At 71.8% G+C, this 18745-nt stretch carries 17 protein-coding genes and 1 pseudogene; 16 read left to right on the forward strand and 2 right to left on the reverse strand.

Features of this window, described 5'->3' with window-relative positions:
* Positions 1-144 precede the first annotated feature (144 nt).
* The 10 genes and pseudogenes from P696_RS0122725 to P696_RS0122775 all read left to right on the forward strand — a co-directional run bounded on the left by P696_RS0122725 (position 145) and on the right by P696_RS0122775 (position 9484).
* Positions 145-1260 (forward strand): zinc-dependent metalloprotease, encoded by a 1116-nt coding sequence (locus P696_RS0122725; RefSeq protein WP_026414141.1) that lies wholly within the window; start codon positions 145-147, stop codon positions 1258-1260.
* Between the two features lie 60 nt (positions 1261-1320).
* On the forward strand, positions 1321-2373 hold the full coding sequence (gene tilS / locus P696_RS47400) for a tRNA lysidine(34) synthetase TilS (RefSeq protein ID WP_034486293.1): 1053 nt from the start codon (positions 1321-1323) through the stop codon (positions 2371-2373).
* A gap of 68 nt (positions 2374-2441) precedes the next feature.
* Positions 2442-3005, forward strand: coding sequence for a hypoxanthine phosphoribosyltransferase (gene hpt / locus P696_RS0122740; protein ID WP_026414143.1), 564 nt, complete (start codon positions 2442-2444; stop codon positions 3003-3005).
* A 298-nt stretch (positions 3006-3303) separates the two neighbouring features.
* Positions 3304-5325: an ATP-dependent zinc metalloprotease FtsH gene (gene ftsH / locus P696_RS0122745; RefSeq protein ID WP_026414144.1), complete on the forward strand. Its 2022-nt coding sequence runs from the start codon at positions 3304-3306 to the stop codon at positions 5323-5325.
* A 62-nt stretch (positions 5326-5387) separates the two neighbouring features.
* Positions 5388-5990 carry a GTP cyclohydrolase I FolE gene (gene folE / locus P696_RS0122750; RefSeq protein WP_026414145.1) on the forward strand — a complete coding sequence of 201 codons (603 nt, stop codon included), beginning with the start codon at positions 5388-5390 and terminating at the stop codon, positions 5988-5990.
* A 258-nt stretch (positions 5991-6248) separates the two neighbouring features.
* Positions 6249-7079: pseudogene (gene folP / locus P696_RS47405) on the forward strand (dihydropteroate synthase); the annotation flags it as partial.
* 536 nt (positions 7080-7615) lie between these two features.
* Positions 7616-8050 (forward strand): nuclear transport factor 2 family protein, encoded by a 435-nt coding sequence (locus P696_RS0122760; RefSeq protein WP_026414146.1) that lies wholly within the window; start codon positions 7616-7618, stop codon positions 8048-8050.
* Positions 8047-8412, forward strand: a complete 366-nt coding sequence (gene folB, locus P696_RS0122765) for a dihydroneopterin aldolase (protein WP_026414147.1) — start codon at positions 8047-8049, stop codon at positions 8410-8412. Before P696_RS0122760 ends, folB begins: the two co-directional genes overlap by 4 nt.
* Positions 8409-9008 (forward strand): 2-amino-4-hydroxy-6-hydroxymethyldihydropteridine diphosphokinase, encoded by a 600-nt coding sequence (gene folK / locus P696_RS0122770; protein ID WP_026414148.1) that lies wholly within the window; start codon positions 8409-8411, stop codon positions 9006-9008. The genes folB and folK overlap by 4 nt, the downstream gene beginning before the upstream one ends.
* Positions 9009-9025: 17 nt before the next feature.
* A complete protein-coding gene (locus P696_RS0122775; RefSeq protein ID WP_342669032.1) occupies positions 9026-9484 on the forward strand; it encodes a DUF3180 domain-containing protein in 459 nt (152 codons plus the stop codon).
* A gap of 274 nt (positions 9485-9758) precedes the next feature.
* Here P696_RS0122775 and P696_RS0122780 read toward each other — a convergent pair whose 3' ends face one another.
* Complete coding sequence (locus P696_RS0122780; RefSeq protein WP_034486294.1) at positions 9759-10916, reverse strand: NADH-quinone oxidoreductase subunit D; 1158 nt, start codon at positions 10914-10916, stop codon at positions 9759-9761.
* A 394-nt stretch (positions 10917-11310) separates the two neighbouring features.
* Between P696_RS0122780 and P696_RS54755 the strand changes: the two genes are divergently transcribed.
* The 3 genes from P696_RS54755 (at position 11311) to P696_RS0122795 (ending at position 15139) form a co-directional block, all read left to right on the forward strand.
* Positions 11311-12033 carry a PH domain-containing protein gene (locus tag P696_RS54755; protein WP_245627775.1) on the forward strand — a complete coding sequence of 241 codons (723 nt, stop codon included), beginning with the start codon at positions 11311-11313 and terminating at the stop codon, positions 12031-12033.
* A gap of 482 nt (positions 12034-12515) precedes the next feature.
* The gene (locus P696_RS47410; protein ID WP_245627784.1) at positions 12516-13889 is read left to right on the forward strand and encodes a PH domain-containing protein; all 1374 of its coding nucleotides are present in this window, start codon (positions 12516-12518) and stop codon (positions 13887-13889) included.
* 50 nt (positions 13890-13939) lie between these two features.
* Positions 13940-15139 carry a cytochrome P450 gene (locus P696_RS0122795; RefSeq protein ID WP_026414152.1) on the forward strand — a complete coding sequence of 400 codons (1200 nt, stop codon included), beginning with the start codon at positions 13940-13942 and terminating at the stop codon, positions 15137-15139.
* Here P696_RS0122795 and P696_RS47415 read toward each other — a convergent pair.
* Entirely contained in the window at positions 15097-16170 is a 1074-nt protein-coding gene (locus P696_RS47415) for an SAM-dependent methyltransferase (protein WP_051468014.1), read from the reverse strand. The genes P696_RS0122795 and P696_RS47415 overlap by 43 nt on opposite strands.
* 183 nt (positions 16171-16353) lie before the next feature.
* Here P696_RS47415 and P696_RS0122805 point away from each other — a divergent pair, with 183 nt between their 5' ends.
* The 3 genes from P696_RS0122805 to P696_RS0122815 all read left to right on the forward strand — a co-directional run bounded on the left by P696_RS0122805 (position 16354) and on the right by P696_RS0122815 (position 18713).
* Positions 16354-17544: a sensor histidine kinase gene (locus tag P696_RS0122805; RefSeq protein ID WP_026414153.1), complete on the forward strand. Its 1191-nt coding sequence runs from the start codon at positions 16354-16356 to the stop codon at positions 17542-17544.
* Between the two features lie 71 nt (positions 17545-17615).
* Positions 17616-18305, forward strand: coding sequence for a response regulator transcription factor (locus P696_RS0122810; RefSeq protein WP_281174976.1), 690 nt, complete (start codon positions 17616-17618; stop codon positions 18303-18305).
* A 171-nt stretch (positions 18306-18476) separates the two neighbouring features.
* Positions 18477-18713 carry a chaplin gene (locus tag P696_RS0122815; RefSeq protein WP_026414155.1) on the forward strand — a complete coding sequence of 79 codons (237 nt, stop codon included), beginning with the start codon at positions 18477-18479 and terminating at the stop codon, positions 18711-18713.
* The last annotated feature ends 32 nt before the right edge of the window (positions 18714-18745 follow it).

An 18745-nucleotide genomic window follows, 5' to 3' on the forward strand; every position in this document is an offset into this window, starting at 1 on the left:
CCGCCTCATGCCTGCGCGGGGGCGCGTGCGCTTAGCGTTTGCGGGGTGGGGGAGATAAACCGGAACGGCTGTTCGTTGAACGGGACGTGCAGGGCGCTCCGGCGCCGGATCGCGAACGTACGGTGGGTGGACATGAGCGCCTCAATGATTGACTGGAACGTCGCGGTGCAGACCGGGACCCGGCTCGTCCGGCCCGGACCGCAGGTCGAGCCCGCCGAGGCCCGCGAGGTGGTGGCGCAGCTGCGCGAGCTGTCCCGCATCGCGCACGGGCACGTGCGCGACTTCACCGGGCTTCCGATCGAGGCCGATCCCGCGCCCGCGACGATCGTCGACCGTCCGGGCTGGATCAGGGCGAACGTCGACGGTTTCCGGGTCGTCCTTGAGCCGCTGATGGAGCGCATGGCCGAGCAGCGCGGTCCGGGCCTGTTGAGCGGCGGCCCCGGCGGGACCGTCGTGCAGGCCGTCGGCTCGCGCGTCACAGGGATGCAGGTCGGAGCGATCCTGGCCTACATGGCCGGACGCGTGCTCGGGCAGTACGAGCTGTTCCTGCCGCCGGACCCGTCCGGAGCGGCGCCCGCCGGACGGCTCACCCTGGTCGCGCCCAACATCGTCTATGTCGAGCAGGAGCTCGAGGTGGACACGCGTGACTTCCGCCTGTGGGTGTGCCTCCACGAGGAGACGCACCGCGCGCAGTTCACCGGCGTCCCCTGGCTGCGCTCGTACGTCCAGGACCAGATGACCGAGTTCCTGCTGGCGTCCGACCTCGACCCCGGCGCGATGCTCGACCGCCTGCGCGACGCCGCCGAGGCGGTGGCGGACGCGGTGCGCGGCGGCGAGGGCAACCTCATCGACGCGATCCAGACGCCCGGGCAGCGCGAGATCCTCGACCGCCTCACGGCCGTGATGACGCTGGTCGAGGGGCACGGCGACTACGTGATGGACGCGGTCGGGCCCGAGGTCGTGCCGTCCGTCCGGCAGATCCGCGAGCGGTTCCAGGGGCGGCGTGAGGGCAGCTCGCGGCTGGACCGGACGATCCGGCGGCTGCTCGGGATCGACCTGAAGATGAAGCAGTACGCGGAGGGCTCCCGGTTCGTCCGGCGGGTCGTGACCGAGGTCGGAATGGCCCAGTTCAACCGGGTCTGGGAGTCGCCCGAGACGCTTCCCACGCACGCGGAGATCAAGGAGCCCGCGCTGTGGATGCGGCGCGTCCTCGACCCGCCCGTGCTGGACGCGCCGCCGCCCGAGGCGAACGAGGCCTGACCCGCCACCGCGTGGGCCGTCCGCGCGGAAACGTCGGAGGCTCGTGGTACTGGTTGGCGCATGGGGCCTGATCCTGCGGTGGCGGCGGTGCGGCTGGCGGTGCGGCGCGCGCTCGCCGGCCTGCCGCCGGGTGTGATGACGCTGGTCGCGTGCAGTGGTGGAGCCGATTCGCTGGCGCTCGCCGCCGCGCTCGCGTTCGAGGCGCCGCGTTCGGGCCGTCCGGCGGGTGGCGTGACGGTCGACCACGGCCTGCAGGACGGCTCGGCTGAGCGATCCGAGCGGGTCGTCCTGGCCATGGCGTCGCTGGGGCTCGACCCCGCGGGCGCGGTGGCGGTCACGGTCGGCACCGAGGGCGGGCCTGAGAACGCGGCACGTGTCGCCCGGTACGAGGCGCTCGACCAGGCGGCGCGGCGGCTGCGCGCGGGCGCGGTGTTCCTCGGTCACACGCGTGACGATCAGGCCGAGACCGTCCTGCTCGGGCTCGCGCGCGGGTCAGGGGCGCGGTCCCTGGCCGGAATGCCGTCGTCCTTCGTGCGACACCTGGATCGCGACAAGCAGGCCCACAACGGTCAGGGGTCACACGAACGGGATCATTACGGCCAGTGTGAGGTTCGTTACGAACGGCCACTGCTCGAGCTGGACCGTGCCACCACGCGCCGCGCGTGCGAGGCCCTCGGCCTGGAGCCCTGGGACGACCCGCACAACGACGATCCGTCCTACGCGCGCGTGCGCGTCCGGCGGGAGGCGCTGCCCGTCCTGGAGCGGACTCTCGGGCCCGGTGTCGCCGAGGCGCTCGCGCGGACGGCCCGGCTCCTGCGCGATGACGCCGACGCTCTGGACGATCTCGCCGCCGAGGCTCTCGCGCGCGCATGTGTCCCCGGGGAGGACGGTCTTTCGGTCGAGGTTCTCGAAGGGCTGAACCGGGCGGTGCGCACGCGCGTCCTGCGGGCGGCGGCGATCGAGGCGGGCAGCCCAGCGGGTACGCTCGCGGCCGTCCACGTTGATGATGTGGACCGGCTGGTCACGGGCTGGCGCGGGCAGCGGCACGTCGATCTCCCCGGGGGGATCCGCGCGTACCGGCGGTATGGGAGGCTGCTGTTCGGCCGGGCGTGACGCCGCGCCGTACACGTGCGCGCACGTTCCGTGTGCGCGTGGGTGACCGTCTCGATGAGGGTGGGGTTGTGGACGAGAAGGACCTGGGCGCCGACCTTTCCAAGGTGCTGATCCCGGAGGACGACCTCCAGGCCAAGGTCAGGGAGCTGGCCGCGCAGATCGACGGCGACTACGCGGGCAAGGACCTGCTGCTCGTGGGCGTGCTCAAGGGCGCTGTGATGATCATGGCCGACCTGGCGCGCGCCCTGCACACGCCCGCGTCGATGGACTGGATGGCGGTCTCGTCCTACGGATCGGGCACCAAGTCGTCCGGCGTGGTGCGGATCCTCAAGGACCTCGACACCGACATCCTCGACCGGCACGTGCTGATCGTCGAGGACATCATCGACTCGGGGCTGACGCTGTCCTGGCTGATCAGCAACCTGCGTTCACGCGGGCCCGCGTCGCTGGAGATCTGCGCGCTGCTGCGCAAGCCGGAGGCCGTCCGCACCGAGATCGACTGCCGCTACCTCGGCTTCGACATCCCGAACGAGTTCGTCGTCGGTTACGGGCTGGACTATTCGGAGAAGTATCGGAACCTGCCGTTTGTCGGCACCCTGGCCCCGCATGTCTATGGAGGCACGGGGGACTGACCCGCCGGACGAGCGGTCTGGAACAAGCGGGCCGCCCGGGACGTTGTGGACTTTGTTGACGGGTATATCGAAGGGATCAGGGGATCGGCGCTGGCTGCGTCCCCTGTGTTCCGCGGTGTACCGTCAGTGTCCCGAGCCTTCGGGCGTGGGAGTGTGTGAGGGTGACCGCACCGGCGGGTTTCGCCGATGGTGAGCGCCCGCCCGGCTCGGAGCCGGTTCGCGAGGGCGCCCGTCCCCGCGGGAACGGGTGAGGATCGCAATGTCAGGAGGGACGGGGCCCGGAGGGGTTACCGGATAAATGGACGTGAAGCGCTATTTTCGCGGGCCGCTGCTGTGGATCCTGCTGTTCTGCCTCTTGGTCGCCCTGGTCATGTGGGGCGTCAACCCCGGCCGCTCGTTCGAGAAGGTCGACACCTCCAAGGTGGTCCAGGAGATCAACGCGGGGCAGGTGAAGTCCGCCAAGATCATCGACAAGGACCAGCGGATCGAGGTCACCCTCAAGGACGGTGACAAGCGGCAGCAGGCGTCCTGGGTGGACGGCCAGGGCCTCCAGCTCCAGAACATGCTGCAGAAGCAGGTCGACTCCGGGTCGCTGAACGGCGGCTACACCGTCGACGTCCCCAAGCAGAGCTTCATCCTGAACCTGTTGTTCAGCCTGCTGCCCATCGTGGTCATCGTGCTGATCTTCCTGTTCATCATGAACCAGATGCAGGGCGGCGGCAGCCGGGTCATGAACTTCGGCAAGTCCAAGGCGAAGCTGATCACCAAGGACACGCCGAAGACCACCTTCTCGGACGTCGCCGGGGCCGATGAGGCCCTGGAGGAGCTCACCGAGATCAAGGACTTCCTGCAGAACCCGGCCAAGTTCCAGGCCATCGGCGCCAAGATCCCCAAGGGCGTGCTGCTGTTCGGCCCGCCCGGAACCGGCAAGACGCTCCTCGCGCGCGCGGTCGCGGGCGAGGCGGGCGTGCCGTTCTACTCGATCTCCGGTTCGGACTTCGTCGAGATGTTCGTCGGTGTCGGCGCCTCGCGTGTGCGCGACCTGTTCGAGCAGGCGAAGGCCAACGCCCCGTCCATCATCTTCATCGACGAGATCGACGCCGTCGGCCGGCACCGTGGTGCGGGCCTGGGCGGCGGCCACGACGAGCGCGAGCAGACGCTGAACCAGCTGCTCGTCGAGATGGACGGCTTCGACGTCAAGGGCGGCGTCATCCTGATCGCCGCGACCAACCGTCCGGACATCCTGGACCCGGCGCTCCTGCGTCCGGGCCGGTTCGACCGGCAGGTCACCGTCGACCGTCCCGACCTCGAGGGCCGCAAGGGGATCCTGCGCGTGCACGGGCGGGGCAAGCCGTTCGCCCCGGACGTCGACCTCGACGTCATCGCGCGCCGCACCCCGGGCTTCACCGGCGCCGACCTGGCCAACGTCATCAACGAGGGCGCGCTGCTCACCGCGCGCTTCGACCGCAAGCTGATCGACATGGAGACCCTCGAGGAGTCGATCGACCGCGTGATGGCCGGGCCGGAGCGCAAGACCCGGGTCATGTCGGAGAAGGAGAAGAAGGTCATCGCCTACCACGAGGGCGGTCACGCGCTCGTGGCGCACGCGTTGCCGAACGCCGACCCCGTGCACAAGGTGACGATCCTGCCGCGCGGCCGGGCCCTCGGCTACACGATGACCCTCCCGATGGAGGACAAGTTCCTCAGCACCCGGTCCGAGATGACCGACCAGCTGGCGATGCTGCTGGGCGGCCGGACGGCCGAGGAGCTGGTGTTCCACGAGCCGACCACGGGCGCGGCCAACGACATCGAGAAGGCCACCTCGATCGCGCGCAACATGGTGACCGAGTACGGCATGAGCGAGCGCCTCGGCGCGCGCAAGTTCGGCACCGGTCAGGGCGAGGTCTTCCTCGGCCGCGACGTGGGCCACGAGCGCGACTACTCCGAGGACATCGCGTCCGCGATCGACGACGAGGTGCGCCGGTACATCGAGACCGCGCACGACACCGCCTGGGAGATCCTGGTCGAGTACCGGGAGGTCCTGGACGACCTGGTCGTCAACCTCATGGAGAAGGAGACGCTCTCCAAGGAGGAGGTGCTGCGCATCTTCGCCCCGATCCAGAAGCGTCCGCACCAGAACTCCTACACCGGATACGGCAAGCGCCTCCCGTCGGACCGTCCGCCCGTGCTGACGCCCAAGGAGCTCGCGCTCATGGGTCCGCAGGACATTCCGGCCGACCTGGCGCAGAACAACGGGCAGGGCTCCGGCGCGGGCGACACCGTCGCGCAGCCGTCCGACCCGAACCAGGGCGAGAGCTGATCGCCTTGTCCGACAAGCAGTTCCCGACCGGGTTCTCCTCCAACGGCGACGCCGAGTCGCCGTTGGAGGAGGGCTTGGCCGACCGCGCGACCGGTTTCGACAACGCGCGTATCGAGCGGGCCGTCCGCGAGATCCTGTTCGCGATCGGGGAGGACCCGGACCGCGACGGCCTCCGTGACACCCCGGCCCGCGTCGCGCGCGCGTACGCCGAGCAGTTCGCGGGCCTCCGGCAGAAGCCGGAGGACGCGCTGAACAAGATCTTCGAGGCCGACCACGACGAGATGGTCCTGGTCAAGGACATCGAGGTCTACTCGACCTGCGAGCACCACCTGGTGCCCTTCCACGGGCTCGCGCACGTGGGGTACACGCCGAACAAGTCCGGCCAGATCACGGGGCTCTCGAAGCTCGCGCGCCTGGTGGACGTGTACGCCCGGCGTCCGCAGGTGCAGGAGCGGCTGACCAGCCAGGTCGCGGACGCGATCATGGAGATCCTGGAGCCGCGCGGGGTCATCGTGGTGATCGAGGCCGAGCACCTGTGCATGACCATGCGCGGGGTGCGCAAGCCCGGTGCGAAGACGGTCACCTCGGCCGTCCGCGGCGACTTCCGCGAGTACGCGCAGACCCGCTCCGAGGCGATGAGCCTCATCCTGGGCCGTCCGGCCTGACCTGATCTCCTTCCGCCTGTCCGCGGGCCATGGTCCCGGCTCGCGGCCGGGGCGGCTCGGCCTTCGGGCCGGGTGGATCGGCTTGAGTGTTCGCCTCGGCCGACATGATTTTCGACCATGTCGGCCGAGGCTTTTTTCGTGGGCCGTAACCCGCGTTGTGAGCGCCCGGTTTCCCTTGGGAGGCCGGGCGCTTTCGGGTTGTCCACAGGTTGGGGCGGGGGTCGGGGGGTGTCCGGAAGAGGGCATAGGGTTGGGGACATGACCAGTGCCGTCGTTCCGGGGCTGCCCGCGCCAGGGCGATGCCTCGTCATGGGTGTGGTGAACGTCACACCCGACTCGTTCTCGGACGGTGGCGACTGGTTTGACGCCGACAAGGCGATCCGGCACGGGCTCGAGCTGGTCGCCGAGGGCGCCGACGTGGTGGACGTGGGCGGTGAGTCCACCCGGCCGGGCGCGCAGCGCGTCTCCCGCGAGGAGGAGTTGCGCCGGGTCGTCCCGGTGATCGCGGCGCTGTCGGAGGCGGGCGTCCCGGTCAGCGTCGACACCATGCGCGCCGAGGTCGCCGAGGCCGCCGTCGAGGCCGGGGCGCGGCTGGTCAACGACGTCAGCGGCGGGCTCGCCGACCCGGCGATGACCCGGCTGGTCGCGCAGGCGCGGGTGCCGTACGTGGTGATGCACTGGCGCGGTCACAGCGCCGAGATGAACGACCGGGCCGTCTACGACGACGTGGTCACCGAGGTCCGCGAGGAGCTGCTGCGCCGGGTGGACGCGGTGCTCGCCGAGGGCGTCGACCCGTCCATGATCGTCCTTGACCCGGGGTTGGGCTTCGCCAAGAACGCCGAGCACGACTGGGCGCTGCTCGCGCACATGGACGCGCTCGTCGGCACCGGCTACCCGGTGCTGTTCGGGGCGTCCCGCAAACGTTTCGTGGGCCGCGCCCTCGCCGCGCCGGACGGCACGCCCCGTCCCGTCCGCGAGCGTGACGACGCCACGGTCGCGATCACCGCGCTCGCCGCGGCGGCGGGCGCCTGGTGCATCCGCGTGCACCGCGTCCGCGCGAACGCCGACGCCGTCCGCATGGCCGCCGCGATCACCGCCCACGCCGCCCCTTCCGCGCCGTCGGGTGGTGGGCACGCGGCTGCCGCGCAGGATGCCCCGGCAGGAGGCGGCCAGGCCGCTCCCGGCGACGGGCAGGACGCTCGGAGCAGAGGCGGGCATGCCGTTCCCGATGGTGGCGTGGATGACGGTCACGAAGGCGGTGGGCGCAGCTTCTCCGTAGGCGGCGACCGCGCTTGGGAAGGCGGCGACCTTCCTGGAGACGGCGGCGTCTCCAGGAGCAGCGGCCTTCCTGGAAGTGGCGGCGCTGGGAGCAGCGGCGCTTCCGGGAGCGGCGGCTCCAAGAGGGGCGGGGCTTCCGAAGGCAGCCGTGGCTCTGGTGGCGTTGCCGAAGGGCGCGGCGATTCCGGGGGCGACAGTCGGCGCGGGGCCGGCGGAGCTTTCGGAGGCGGCGGCCCCGAGGCATCGGCCGTCTCCGGAGGCGGCGGCGGGTTCGGAGGAGGCCGTGGGGCTGGGGGCGGGCGCTTCTCCGGCGGCGGGTTTGGGCGGGTGGACGGCTTGGGGCGCGGGTGAGCGGGGACACGCGGGCCGTCAAGGCGGTCGAAGAGGCGAACGCCGAGTTCTACACCGCGTTCGAGGTCGGCGATTTCGACCAGATGTCGCAGGTGTGGGCGGACGGCGAGCATGCCGGGGCTCTGGTGTGCGTGCATCCGGGCTGGCCGATGCTGCGCGGCCGGGACGAGGTGCTGCGCTCCTGGGCGCTGATCATGGCGAACACCTCCTACATCCAGTTCGTCCTGACGGACGTGGAGATCGACGTTTACGGCGACCAGGCCGTGGTGACGTGCAAGGAGAACGTGCTCACCGCGGACGAGGACACCGAGGCGGGATTCCTCGCCGGAGGAAGCATCGTCGCCAGCAAGGTGTTCGTCCGTGACGGGGAGCGATGGCGTCTGCTGCTCCACCACGGTTCACCCATCCTGAGCACCGCAGAGGAAGAATGAGCCTGGACCGGATCGAACTGCGCGGGCTGCGTGCCCGCGGCCGTCACGGATGCCTTCCCGCCGAGCGTGAGCTGGGGCAGGAGTTCGTGGTGGACGTCTCCCTGGGGCTGGACACCCGCCCGGCCGCAGAGGGCGACGACCTCTCGCGTACCGTCGACTACGGATCACTCGCGAGCAGGCTGGTGGCCGTGGTCGAGGGGGAGCCCGTCAACCTGATCGAAACGCTCGCCGACCGTCTCGCGAAGATCTGTCTGGAGGACCCGCACGTCGCCGAGGCCGACGTCACCGTGCACAAACCCGCCGCTCCGGTGCCGCACCCCTTCGCGGACGTCGCCGTGAGGATCAGGAGGAGTCGCCCATGACAGCGTCCGACCACCGACCGGACCAGATGCCCGACCGGACCGCCACGGGCGGCCACATGCTCGTGACGCACCGCGTCGTCCTCTCGCTGGGCAGCAACCTCGGCGACCGCCTGGACAACCTCCAGGAGGCCGTCGACACGCTGTTCGACGCGCCCGGACTCGACTTCGTCGCCCTGTCCCCGGTCTACGAGACCGCGCCGTACGCCCCGCCCGGTGAGGAGATCCCCGAGCAGGGCGACTACCTGAACATCGTGCTGGTGGCCGACACCCGGCTGCCTCCGGAGAACCTGCTCGAGCGGGTCCTCAACATCGAGAACTCGATGCGCCGCGTCCGCGAGGTCCGGTGGGGGCCGCGCACCCTGGACATCGACATCGTGATTTTCGGGGACGTCGAGATGGACGACCCGAACCTCACGCTCCCGCACCCGCGCGCCCACCAGCGGGCGTTCGTGCTGGTGCCGTGGGCCGACATCGAGCCGGACGTGCTGCTGCCGGGCCACGGCCGGGTGGGCGACCTCGCCGCGGAGGCGATGCGCACGGGGGGCCCGGACGCGGCGCGCCGCCGGGACGATCTGAGCCTGCAGCCGCCTGCATGAGACCGTCCCGTCCCGCTGTGCTCGCCATCCTCGTGGTCGTCCCTGCGGCGATCACCTGGGTGGTGCTGCGCGCCGCCTACGTTTCGCTGCCGGTGCTGCCGTGGACGGCCGTCCCGACGCTGCTGCTCCTCGCCCTCGGTGAGGCGTTCACCGGCGTGAACCTGCTGCGCCGCATCCGCCGCAAACCGGGCAGCAACCTGAAGCCGGTCGAGCCGATCGTCGCTGCCCGGATGGCCGCGCTCGGCAAGGCCAGCGCCCATGCCGCCGCCGTCCTCGCGGGCATCTTCGGCGGCTTCACGCTCAGCCTCGGCGACAACCTCGACAAGGCCACCCCGCGCCACGACTTCTTCGTCAGCATCGGCACCTTCCTCGCCGCGCTGGTCCTGGTCGGCGCGGCCTTCTTCCTTGAGTACGCCTGTCGCGTCCCCAAGGACCCGGACGAGGAGCACCGCGACCACGGCGTCTCCCGCGCCTGACCCCCGTCGTCCCCCCCCGGCCGTCGCCAACCCCGAGTTCCACCGGTCGACAGCGGGCGGCCGTCCCCAACCCGCTTTCCGCAGTCTGGCAGCGGCTGGAAAGGCCGCACCGATGGAGGGCGAGGGTTGGCGCGCTGGTCGTCGGCGTCGTTGCCGATCCGCGTTCGCCAGGTTCGGAAGCGGGCGGGGAGGGGGCACCGGCGGGGTGACGAGGATTAGCGTGGTGGGCGTTGCGGGGTGTCGAGGTTGAGCTGCGGTGTGTGGTGTTGGCGGGTTACTTGTCGATGTCGCCGACGACGAAGAACATTGAGCCGAGGATCGCGATCATGTCCGCGACCAGGCAGCCGGGCAGGAGTTCGGCGAGCACCTGGATGTTGTTGAACGAGGCGGAGCGCAGTTTCAGCCGCCACGGCGTCTTCTCGCCGTGCGAGACGAGGAAGTAGCCGTTGAGGCCGAGCGGGTTCTCCGTCCAGGCGTAGGTGTGGCCCTCGGGGACCTTCAGGACCTTCGGGAGGCGCTGGTTGATCGGGCCCGGGGGGAGGTCGGTGAGCCGGTCCAGGCAGGCGTCGGCGAGGTCGAGCGAGGCGTGCACCTGGTCGAGCAGGCACTCGAAGCGGGCCAGGCAGTCGCCCTCGGAGCGGGTCACGACGCGGACGGGCAGCTCGTCGTAGGCGAGGTACGGCTCGTCCCGGCGCAGGTCGAAGTCCACGCCCGCGGCGCGCGCGATCGGGCCGGACAGGCCGAACTGGAGGACCTGCTCGCGGGTGATCGTCCCGACGCCGCGGGTGCGGGCGCGGAAGATCTCGTTGCCCAGGATCAGGTCGGAGAGGTCGGACATCCGTGTCCGGACGTCCGCGACGGCGGTGCGGGCCCGGGTCGTCCAGCCCGCGGGCAGCTCCTCCTTCAGGCCGCCGACGCGGTTGAACATGTAGTGCATGCGCCCGCCGGAGATCTCCTCCATCACGTGCTGCAGCGTCTCGCGCTCGCGGAACGCGTAGAAGATCGGCGTGATCGCGCCCACCTCGAGGGGGTAGGAGCCGAGGAACATCAGGTGGTTGAGGACGCGGTTCAGCTCGGCGAGCAGCGTCCGCGCCCAGACCGCGCGCCGCGGGACCTCCATGCCGAGCATCCGCTCGACGGCGAGCACGACGCCGAGCTCGGACGAGAACGCCGAGAGCCAGTCGTGCCGGTTCGCCAGCACGATGATCTGCCGGAAGTCGCGGACCTCGAACAGCTTCTCCGCGCCGCGGTGCATGTAGCCGATGATCGGCTCGGCCGCGACGATCCGCTCGCCGTCCAGGGTGAGGCGCAGGCGCAGCACCCCGTGCGTGGAGGGATGCTGCGGGCCGATGTTGAGGATCATGTCCTCGGTGGCCAGCTCCTTGGCGCCCGCCCCGATCCCGACGGTCCTCTGCGTGGTCACGGTCCTCATCGTGCCACGGCTGCCGCCTTCGCGCCGGACCCGAACGCGCCGAATCCGGACGCGGGGATGAGACGCGGGAGGGCGGGAGCCGTTGGCTTGTGAGGGGTGTGGCGACGAGCGTGCGTGGCTCCCGGTGGCGCGGGGGCAGCGGCTCGCAAGGGGCGTGGCGGCGGGCGTTCGTGGCTCTCGGTGGCGTGGGTGCGCGTGGCTTGTGGTGGTGCGGGGTGTTGGGGGTGCGTGGCTCGCGGTGGGGGTGCGCTTTCCGGTTGACTAGGGGGCAATGAACCCAAGCCACCACGAAGAGCCGACATCCGGCGAACCGTCCGGCCCGCGGGATGTTCCGCCGCCCGGTCCCGACCCGCTTGTCCCGGACGCGGCAGGTGCGAGGAACGGGCACAATGTGTTGCCCGCGCAGAATGCGCACGGTGTGCCGCCCGGTTCGCAGGGCGCGCCGCCCGTGCCGTCCGCGCAGCAGGTGCAGGGCGCTCCGCCCGGCCCGTCCGCGCCGTTCGGGCAGGCCGGTGAGGGCGCGTACGGCGGACGGCCTCCCCAGGGTGGGACGCCTTCGAATGGTGCCGGAGGTGCCGCGTTGTATCCGGTGGCTGAACAGCAGGAGGGCGCGGCCGGGTATCCGGCGGCGGACGCCTTCGAGCCCGGCGCGGGGCTCGCGTGGTCCCGGATCTCGCCGCGCTACCCGTGGCATCGGCGGATCGCCGCGCTCGTCAGAGCGATCCCGATCGCCGCGATCGGCGCGTTCCTGCTCTGGCGCGGCGGCGGGACGGTCGCGGCGCTGCTGTGGGTCGCGGGCGTGCTGGCCGTCCTCGTGGTGTCCTGGATCGTCGTCGAGGTGGCGTACCGGGCGCACGGGTACGCCGAACGTGGCGACGACCTGATCGTGACGAGCGGGGTGTTCGTGCGCCGCCTGATCGTCGTCCCGTACGGGCGGATGCAGTTCGTGGACGTCACGGCGGGCCTGCTGGAGCGCTGGATGGGCGTTGCGACCGTCCGGCTGCACACGGCCGCCGCCGCGACCGACGCCGTGATCCCGGGCCTCCCGGCCGCCGAGGCCGCCCTGCTCCGCGACCGGCTCGCCCGCAAGGGCGAGGAACGGAGCATGGGCCTGTGACCGCGCCCCAGGAGCCGCCCGCCGACAGAACCCCCCAGGACGCGCCTCCCGCCTCCGGTCCCCAGGGACCGGGCGCGCAGGCCGCCGGGCCTCAGCCCGAGGCTCGAACCCCCGGCTCGCAGGCTCCAGGCCCTCAGGGGCTGGGCCCCCAAGCTTCAGCCCCTCAAGCTCATGCGCCTCAGGTTTCTGCGGCTCAAGCTCCTCCTGCGGCTTATGGCTCTGGGCCTCAGGCGCCTGGGTTCGCGGTTCCTGGGCCACAGGGGACGCCTCAGGCGGGGTTCGCGCCGCCCGGTGGGCCGCGGGCACGGCCCACGTTCATGCCTCCGTACGGGATGCAGCCACCTGCCGGGCCCATACCCTACGGGCCGCCGCGTCCCGGGTACGGGATGCCGCCGGTCTATCCGGCCGCCGGGTATCCGCCTCGGCCGGGGTATGCGCCGCGTCCGCCCTACGGGCCGCCGCACGCGTATCCGGGATACCCGATGGCGCCCTACGGGTACGCGCCGCCTCCGCCTCCGCCGCCCGTCCGGTTCTCGGTGGGGACGCACCGGGTGCACTGGGCGACCGCGCCGCTGCGCGCCTTCACCATCATGATCGTCTACTTCGTCCTGCTCGGGTTCCCGCTGCTGATGACGCGGACGGAGGACGGGGCGGCCCTGTCGCTCAGCCCGGTCGTGCTGCTCCGGTTCCTGATCGTCTCGCTGGTCGTCGGCGTGGGCGCGGTGGGCACGGGCCTGTGGAGCTGGCTGGGGCTGCGCTTCCGGATCGACGAGGACGACCTGGTCGTCGAGAACGGGCTGCTGCGGCGGCGCGTCCGGCGGATCCCGGTGTCCCGGATCCAGGCGATCGACGTCGTCCGTCCGCTGGTCACGCGGGTGTTCTCGCTCGCCGAGGTCCGGGTCGAGCTGGCGGGCGGCGGGCAGAGCGAGATCGCGTTCCGCTACCTCGGCCGCCGCGCCGCGGGCGACCTGCGCGCCGAGCTGCTCGCGCGCGCAGCCGGGCTGCCGGGCCAGACGCCGGAGGCGCCCGAGCGCCCCGTCTACCGGATGCCGTTCGGGACGCTGCTGGCCGGGCTGATGCTGCGGCTGCCGGTGATCGCGACGTTCCTGCTGATGATCGCCTCGCTGGTGTTCCTGATCGCCTTCCAGGAGGCGGCGATGCTGGCGGTGGCGCTTCCGGCGCTGCTCGGCCTGATCCGCGCGGTGATCGCGCCGATGGTGATGTACGCGAACTTCACGGTCGCGGTGTCCCCGGACGGCGTGCGGCTCCGGTACGGGTTGCTGGAGACGCGGATGCAGACCGTCCCGCCGGGGCGCGTGCAGGCGGTCAGCGTGGTCGAGCCGTCGGTGTGGCGCGGGCTGGGCTGGGCGCGGCTGGACGTCACGGTCGCGGGTTACGCGGGCGAGCGGCAGGCGCTGTCGTCCACGCTGCTCCCCGCGGCGCCCAGGGCGGTCGTTGCGCAACTGGTCGCGCTGGTCTTCCCGGGGACGAACTTCGACGCCGTCCCGCTGCTGCCCGCGTCCCAGCGGGGAATGACCGTCGACCGGGCGGACGGCGCCGGAACCGACGACGTCATCTTCGTCGCCAGGCACGGCTGGCTCTGCCGCCGGACGGACATCATCGCTCATGCGCGCGCGCAGAGCGTCCGGCTCACGGTGAACCCGGTCCAGCGGCTGCTGAAGCTCGGCACCGTCCACGTGGACGCGCCGCCCGGACTCGTCCAGGTGGCCGCGGCCGACCGCGACCTGGGGGAGGCGCGCGCGATCGTCGAGTCGACGGCGCTGCGCGCCCGGAGCGCCCGCGCGGCGTCCGGCGACACGACCCACTGGGCCACCCGCCGGAACCAGCGCGCCTGACGCGCCGACCAGCACCGCTGAAGTGGACGTATTGTTCCAGCGTGAGTGAGATGTTCTATGACCCGTGGTCGGTGGAGTTCGTCGCGAACCCGTACCCGGTGTACGAGCGGTTGCGGGCGGAGCATCCCGTGTTCTTCGACGCGGCGACCGACCAGTGGCTGGTCAGCCGCTACGCCGACGTGGACGCGCTGCTGCGGGACCGCCGTCTCGGCCGCTCCTACCTGCACACCGGAACGCACGAGGAGTTCGGGCAGCAGCCTGAGCCGGACTTCCTGAAGCCGTTCTGGGACCTGGTCCGCGCCGGGATGCTGGATGTCGAGCCGCCCACGCACACCCGGCTGCGCCGCCTGGTGTCCAAGGCGTTCACGGCCCGGATGGTCGAGGGCCTGCGGCCGACGATCCGCCGCCTGGCCGAGGAGCTGGCCGCCGATCTGGTCGCGCGCGGCGGCGGCGACCTGCTCGCCGACCTGGCCGAGCCGCTGCCGGTGACCGTGATCGCCGAGATGCTGGGCGTCCCTGAGGAGGACCGCGGTCTGCTGCGTCCCTGGTCGGCGGACATCTGCGGGATGTACGAGCTCAACCCGCCGGACGAGGTGCAGCGGAAAGCCGTCCAGGCCGCGAACGACTTCTCCGACTATCTGCGTGAGCTCGCGCGTGCGCGCGCAGCGGAGCCGCGCGACGACCTGATCTCGGCGCTCGCGCGCGTCGCCGACGAAGGGGACCGGCTCACCGAGGACGAGCTGATCGGCACCTGCGTCCTGCTGCTGAATGCCGGGCACGAGGCGACCGTGAACGCGACCGGCAACGGCTGGTGGTCGCTGTTCCGCAACCCCGGAGAGCTGGCGCGGCTGCGCGCCGACCACGCGCTCATCCCGACCGCGGTCGAGGAGCTGATGCGCTTCGACGGTCCCGCGCCGATGTTCGAGCGCTGGGTGCTCGAGGACGTCGAGGTCGGCGGTGTGACCATCCCGCGTGGGCAGGAGGTCGCCCTCCAGTTCGCGTCGGCGAACCGCGACCCCGAGGTCTTCGACGACCCGGACACCCTCGACCTGGGCCGCGACCCGAACCCGCACATCAGCTTCGGCCTGGGCATCCACTACTGCCTGGGCGCGCCGCTCGCGCGCATCGAGATGGCCGAGTCGCTCGGCGCGATCCTGCGCGCGGCGCCGACGCTGAGGCTGACCGAGGAGCCGCGCTGGAAGCCCGGCTACATCCTGCGCGGGCTCGAGTCGCTCAAGGTCGAACTCTGACCCTGGCCACCCGCCTGGGACGCGAGGTCGGCCAGGGACGGCGGTAGGGGCGTTCCGACGGTCTGGGCGAGCCAGCCGAAGCCGCCGAGGCCCGACGCGTCCAGGAGTTCGGCCTCCTCACCGGCGGTGCGGAGGCCGACGAGGTAGGCGCGCGGGTCGCGGTGGGCAAGGTCCAGCGGCGGACGCGCGCCCGTGAGGCCGAGGGCGCGCAGCGCGTTCCGCTGAGTGGTCAGCAGGGTCGCGCTCGCGCCCGCGCGTTGCCCGGAGGCTGTGCAGGCGTCCAGCGCCACGTGGGCGGTGATGTCGCATGAGCCGTCCGGGACGGGGGCGACCGTGGCGCCGTCGCGGTATCCGGTGAGCGTTCCGTAGGGCGGACGGTCAGCACGTGCGTGCGCGTAGTCGACGGCGACTGCGAGGCCCGCGTCCAGGCGTCCGATGACCGAGGCCCAGGCGGCGCAGCGCGGATGTCCGATCTCGGCGCGGTCGCCGGGTTCGGCGAGCGGCCACCAGGACGCGATCCAGTCGAGGTCCTCGGGGGACGGCACCGGGCCGAGGCGTTCCGTCCCGGTCGTCCGGCAGACCTCGACGAGGCGGGGGCCGTCGTCGGTCTGCTCCACGATGTCCAGGGGGATGTTGTCGAGCCACTCGTTCGCGATCACCAGGCCGGTGATCGAGTCGGGCGGGGCGTCGCGCCAGGTGATCGCGTCGGGCAGGCCGTCCGGACGCGGTGCGACCTCGACCGCGACCGGATGGATCCGTCCGGCCAGGTCGGGGGCCGCGTGCGCGAGCAGGTGCCGCAGGATTCCGGCGCAGCCCGCGCCGATGTCCACCACGTCCAGCCGCTGCGGACGGCCGAGCGCCGCGTCCACCTCGCCGAGCAGCCGGGCCAGGGCGGCGGCGAACCGGGACGAGGCGCTCACCGAGGTCCGGAAGTGCTCGGCGGGCCGCTCGCCCCGCCGGTAGAAGCCGTCCGCTCCGTAGAGGGCCAGCTCCATAGCGGGCCGCCAGGGAGCCCAGGTCAACGCCACCATTCTGTCGACGTTACCGCGCTCCGCCGGACGTCAGGCGCCGCCCGGGGCGCGTGGCCCACGCCTGCCGAGGTCGGTGGGCTGCGCCGTCCGCCGCCGGTGGGCCGGGCCGCGCTACCTGCGGCGGACGGCGTGTCCGACCTGCGGCTGATCCCAGGCTGACCAGCTCATACGTACGCTTGCGGCATGGTCGGCAGGCTGTGGGAGTGGTGGCGCGGCAGGCGGACGCTGGTGGACGCCGCGTTCGTCCTGCCGCTGGCGATGCTGCAGTTCCTCTCGGCGCCGTCCGTCCTGCACGACCCGGTGCACCGCTACGACCTCTCCACCGTCCAGTACCTGCTGCTCTCGGTGGTGCTCCTGCTGCCGATGGTGTGGCGGAGGCGCTGGCCCCGGGCGACGTTCGCGGTGGTCTCGCTGGTCAGCTTCGCCCAGTGGCTGAACGGCACGCAGGTGGTCGTCGCGAACGGGACGGTCCTGATGGGCCTCTACGCCGTCACGGCGTACTGCTCGTTCCGCTGGGGGCTCGCGGCGTTGGGCGTCACGGTGGTCGGTTCGGCCCTGGAGTCCTACCAGCAGTCGTCCGGGAACTGGGACATCCTGCGCTCGTCGCTGTTCCCGTACGTCGTGGTGGCCCTCGCCGTGTGGGTGCTCGGCCTGCACATGCGGACGCGCCGCGCCTACCTGCGTGAGCTGGAGGAACGCGCGGAGCGGCTGGAGCACGAGCGGGACACCGAGATCCAGATGGCCCGCAACGCCGAGCGCGCCCGGATCGCCCGCGAGATGCACGACGTCGTCGCGCACAACGTCAGCGTCATCGTCGTCCAGGCGGACGGCGCGGCCTACGCGATCGACACCGACCCCGGCCGCGCCCGGCAGGCCCTGGAGGCGATCTCCTCGACCGGGCGCACGGCGCTCGCGGAGATGCGGCGGCTGCTCGGCGTGCTGCGCGAGGAGGCCGCGAGCGAGGCGTACGCGCCGCAGCCCGGCCTCGGCCAGCTGGAGGACCTCGTCGAACAGGTCCGGACGGCCGGTCTCCCGGTCACCCTGGAACGCACCGGAACGCAGTCGGAGGTGTCCGAGGGGCGTGCGCTGACGATCTACCGGATCGTCCAGGAGGCACTGACGAACGCCCTGAAACACGGCGGTCCGCGCACCTCGGCGACGGTCACCCTGCATTACGGTGACGACGAGGTGACCGTCGAGGTCGTGGACGACGGGCGCGGAGCCGCCGCCCCGGACGACGGGCACGGTCACGGCCTGGTCGGCATGCGCGAACGCGCCGCCGTCTACGGGGGCGAGGTGGACGCGGCGCCGCGTCCGGGTGGCGGGTTCGCGGTGCGGGCGCGCATCCCCGTCCGCGAGGAAGCGCGAACCTGATGCGGGTGGCCAACGCGCGATGGAGGCGCTCGGTGGGGGCGTGACGGTTGGACGTGAGTGAGGAGAAACGGGTGGACGAGCCGATCCGGGTGCTTCTGGTCGACGACCAGGAGCTGGTGCGGGCGGGCTTCACGATGGTGCTGGACGCCCAGCCCGACATCGAGGTCGTCGGGGAGGCCGGGGACGGCGCGACGGCCGTGGAGGCGGTGCGGGCGGCCCCGGCGGACAGCCCGGTCGAGGTCGTCCTGATGGACGTCCGGATGCCGCGCATGGACGGCATCGAGGCGACCCGGCGGATCGTGGCGGCCGGGGGCCCGAAGGTGATCATCCTGACCACCTTCGACCTGGACGAGTACGCGTTCGCCGCGATCAAGGCGGGCGCGAGCGGGTTCATGCTCAAGGACGCGGGCCCGGCGCAGCTCGTGGAGGCGATCCGGGCCGTCCGGTCCGGGGACGCGGTGGTCGCGCCGAGCACGACCAAGCGCCTTCTGGACCGGTTCGCCCTGCATCTGCCGGACGGCGGCCGGGACAGGGCGGCCGAGGCCCTCGCCGCGCTGACCGAGCGCGAGACCGAGGTGCTGCACCTGGTCGCGCGCGGGATGTCGAACGCCGAGATCGCCGAGCGGCTCTACGTCTCCGAGGCCACCGTGAAGACCCACATGGGCCGGATCCTGATGAAGCTGGGGCTGCGCGACCGCGTCCAGGCCGTGGTCTTCGCGTATGAGACAGGTCTGGTCAAGAGCGGCCAAAGCGGCAACTGACCGTCACGAAGCGATCACTCTATGGTGACTTTTCGTTCTCAAGCGGGAGTTGGCGGTTCCATTACGCATTGGTAGCTGAATAACTACCCGACGTGAGCGTCGCCGGATGGCGCGGCGGCGCGGTCGTGTTGGTCGGGTCGCCCCGGCGGCCCCACGTACGGGAGGTTCCACGTGCTCAAGAAGCTCGCGCTCACCTGCGCTCTCAGCGCCGCAGTCACCGGCTCGGTCCTGGCCGCTCCCGCGAACGCCGACATCCACACCAACGGCTCCGGCGGCGTCCTGTCCGGCAACCAGATCATCGCGCCGATCTCGATCCCGATCGACGTCTGCGGCAACGCCGTCGGCATCCTCGGGACCGCGGGCGGCGGTTGCAAGGGCGGAGCGGCCGTCGGCAACGCCATCGGCTGACGGGCCCGTCCGGTGACCTTCCCGTGAGTCTC

This window comes from Actinomadura oligospora ATCC 43269 (genome assembly GCF_000518265.1).
GTDB classification, from domain to species: Bacteria; Actinomycetota; Actinomycetes; order Streptosporangiales; family Streptosporangiaceae; genus Spirillospora; species Spirillospora oligospora.

Excerpts from the sequence above, each read along its gene's own strand:
- P696_RS0122725 (WP_026414141.1), top strand. The coding sequence starts at position 145 with ATGATTGACTGGAACGTCGCGGTGCAGACCGGGACCCGGCTCGTCCGG.
- tilS (WP_034486293.1), top strand. The coding sequence starts at position 1,321 with ATGGGGCCTGATCCTGCGGTGGCGGCGGTGCGGCTGGCGGTGCGGCGC.
- ftsH (WP_026414144.1), top strand. The coding sequence starts at position 3,304 with ATGGACGTGAAGCGCTATTTTCGCGGGCCGCTGCTGTGGATCCTGCTG.
- folB (WP_026414147.1), top strand. The coding sequence starts at position 8,047 with ATGAGCCTGGACCGGATCGAACTGCGCGGGCTGCGTGCCCGCGGCCGT.
- folK (WP_026414148.1), top strand. The coding sequence starts at position 8,409 with ATGACAGCGTCCGACCACCGACCGGACCAGATGCCCGACCGGACCGCC.
- P696_RS0122780 (WP_034486294.1), bottom strand. The coding sequence starts at position 10,916 with ATGAGGACCGTGACCACGCAGAGGACCGTCGGGATCGGGGCGGGCGCC.
- P696_RS47410 (WP_245627784.1), top strand. The coding sequence starts at position 12,516 with ATGGCGCCCTACGGGTACGCGCCGCCTCCGCCTCCGCCGCCCGTCCGG.
- P696_RS0122795 (WP_026414152.1), top strand. The coding sequence starts at position 13,940 with ATGTTCTATGACCCGTGGTCGGTGGAGTTCGTCGCGAACCCGTACCCG.
- P696_RS47415 (WP_051468014.1), bottom strand. The coding sequence starts at position 16,170 with ATGGTGGCGTTGACCTGGGCTCCCTGGCGGCCCGCTATGGAGCTGGCC.
- P696_RS0122805 (WP_026414153.1), top strand. The coding sequence starts at position 16,354 with ATGGTCGGCAGGCTGTGGGAGTGGTGGCGCGGCAGGCGGACGCTGGTG.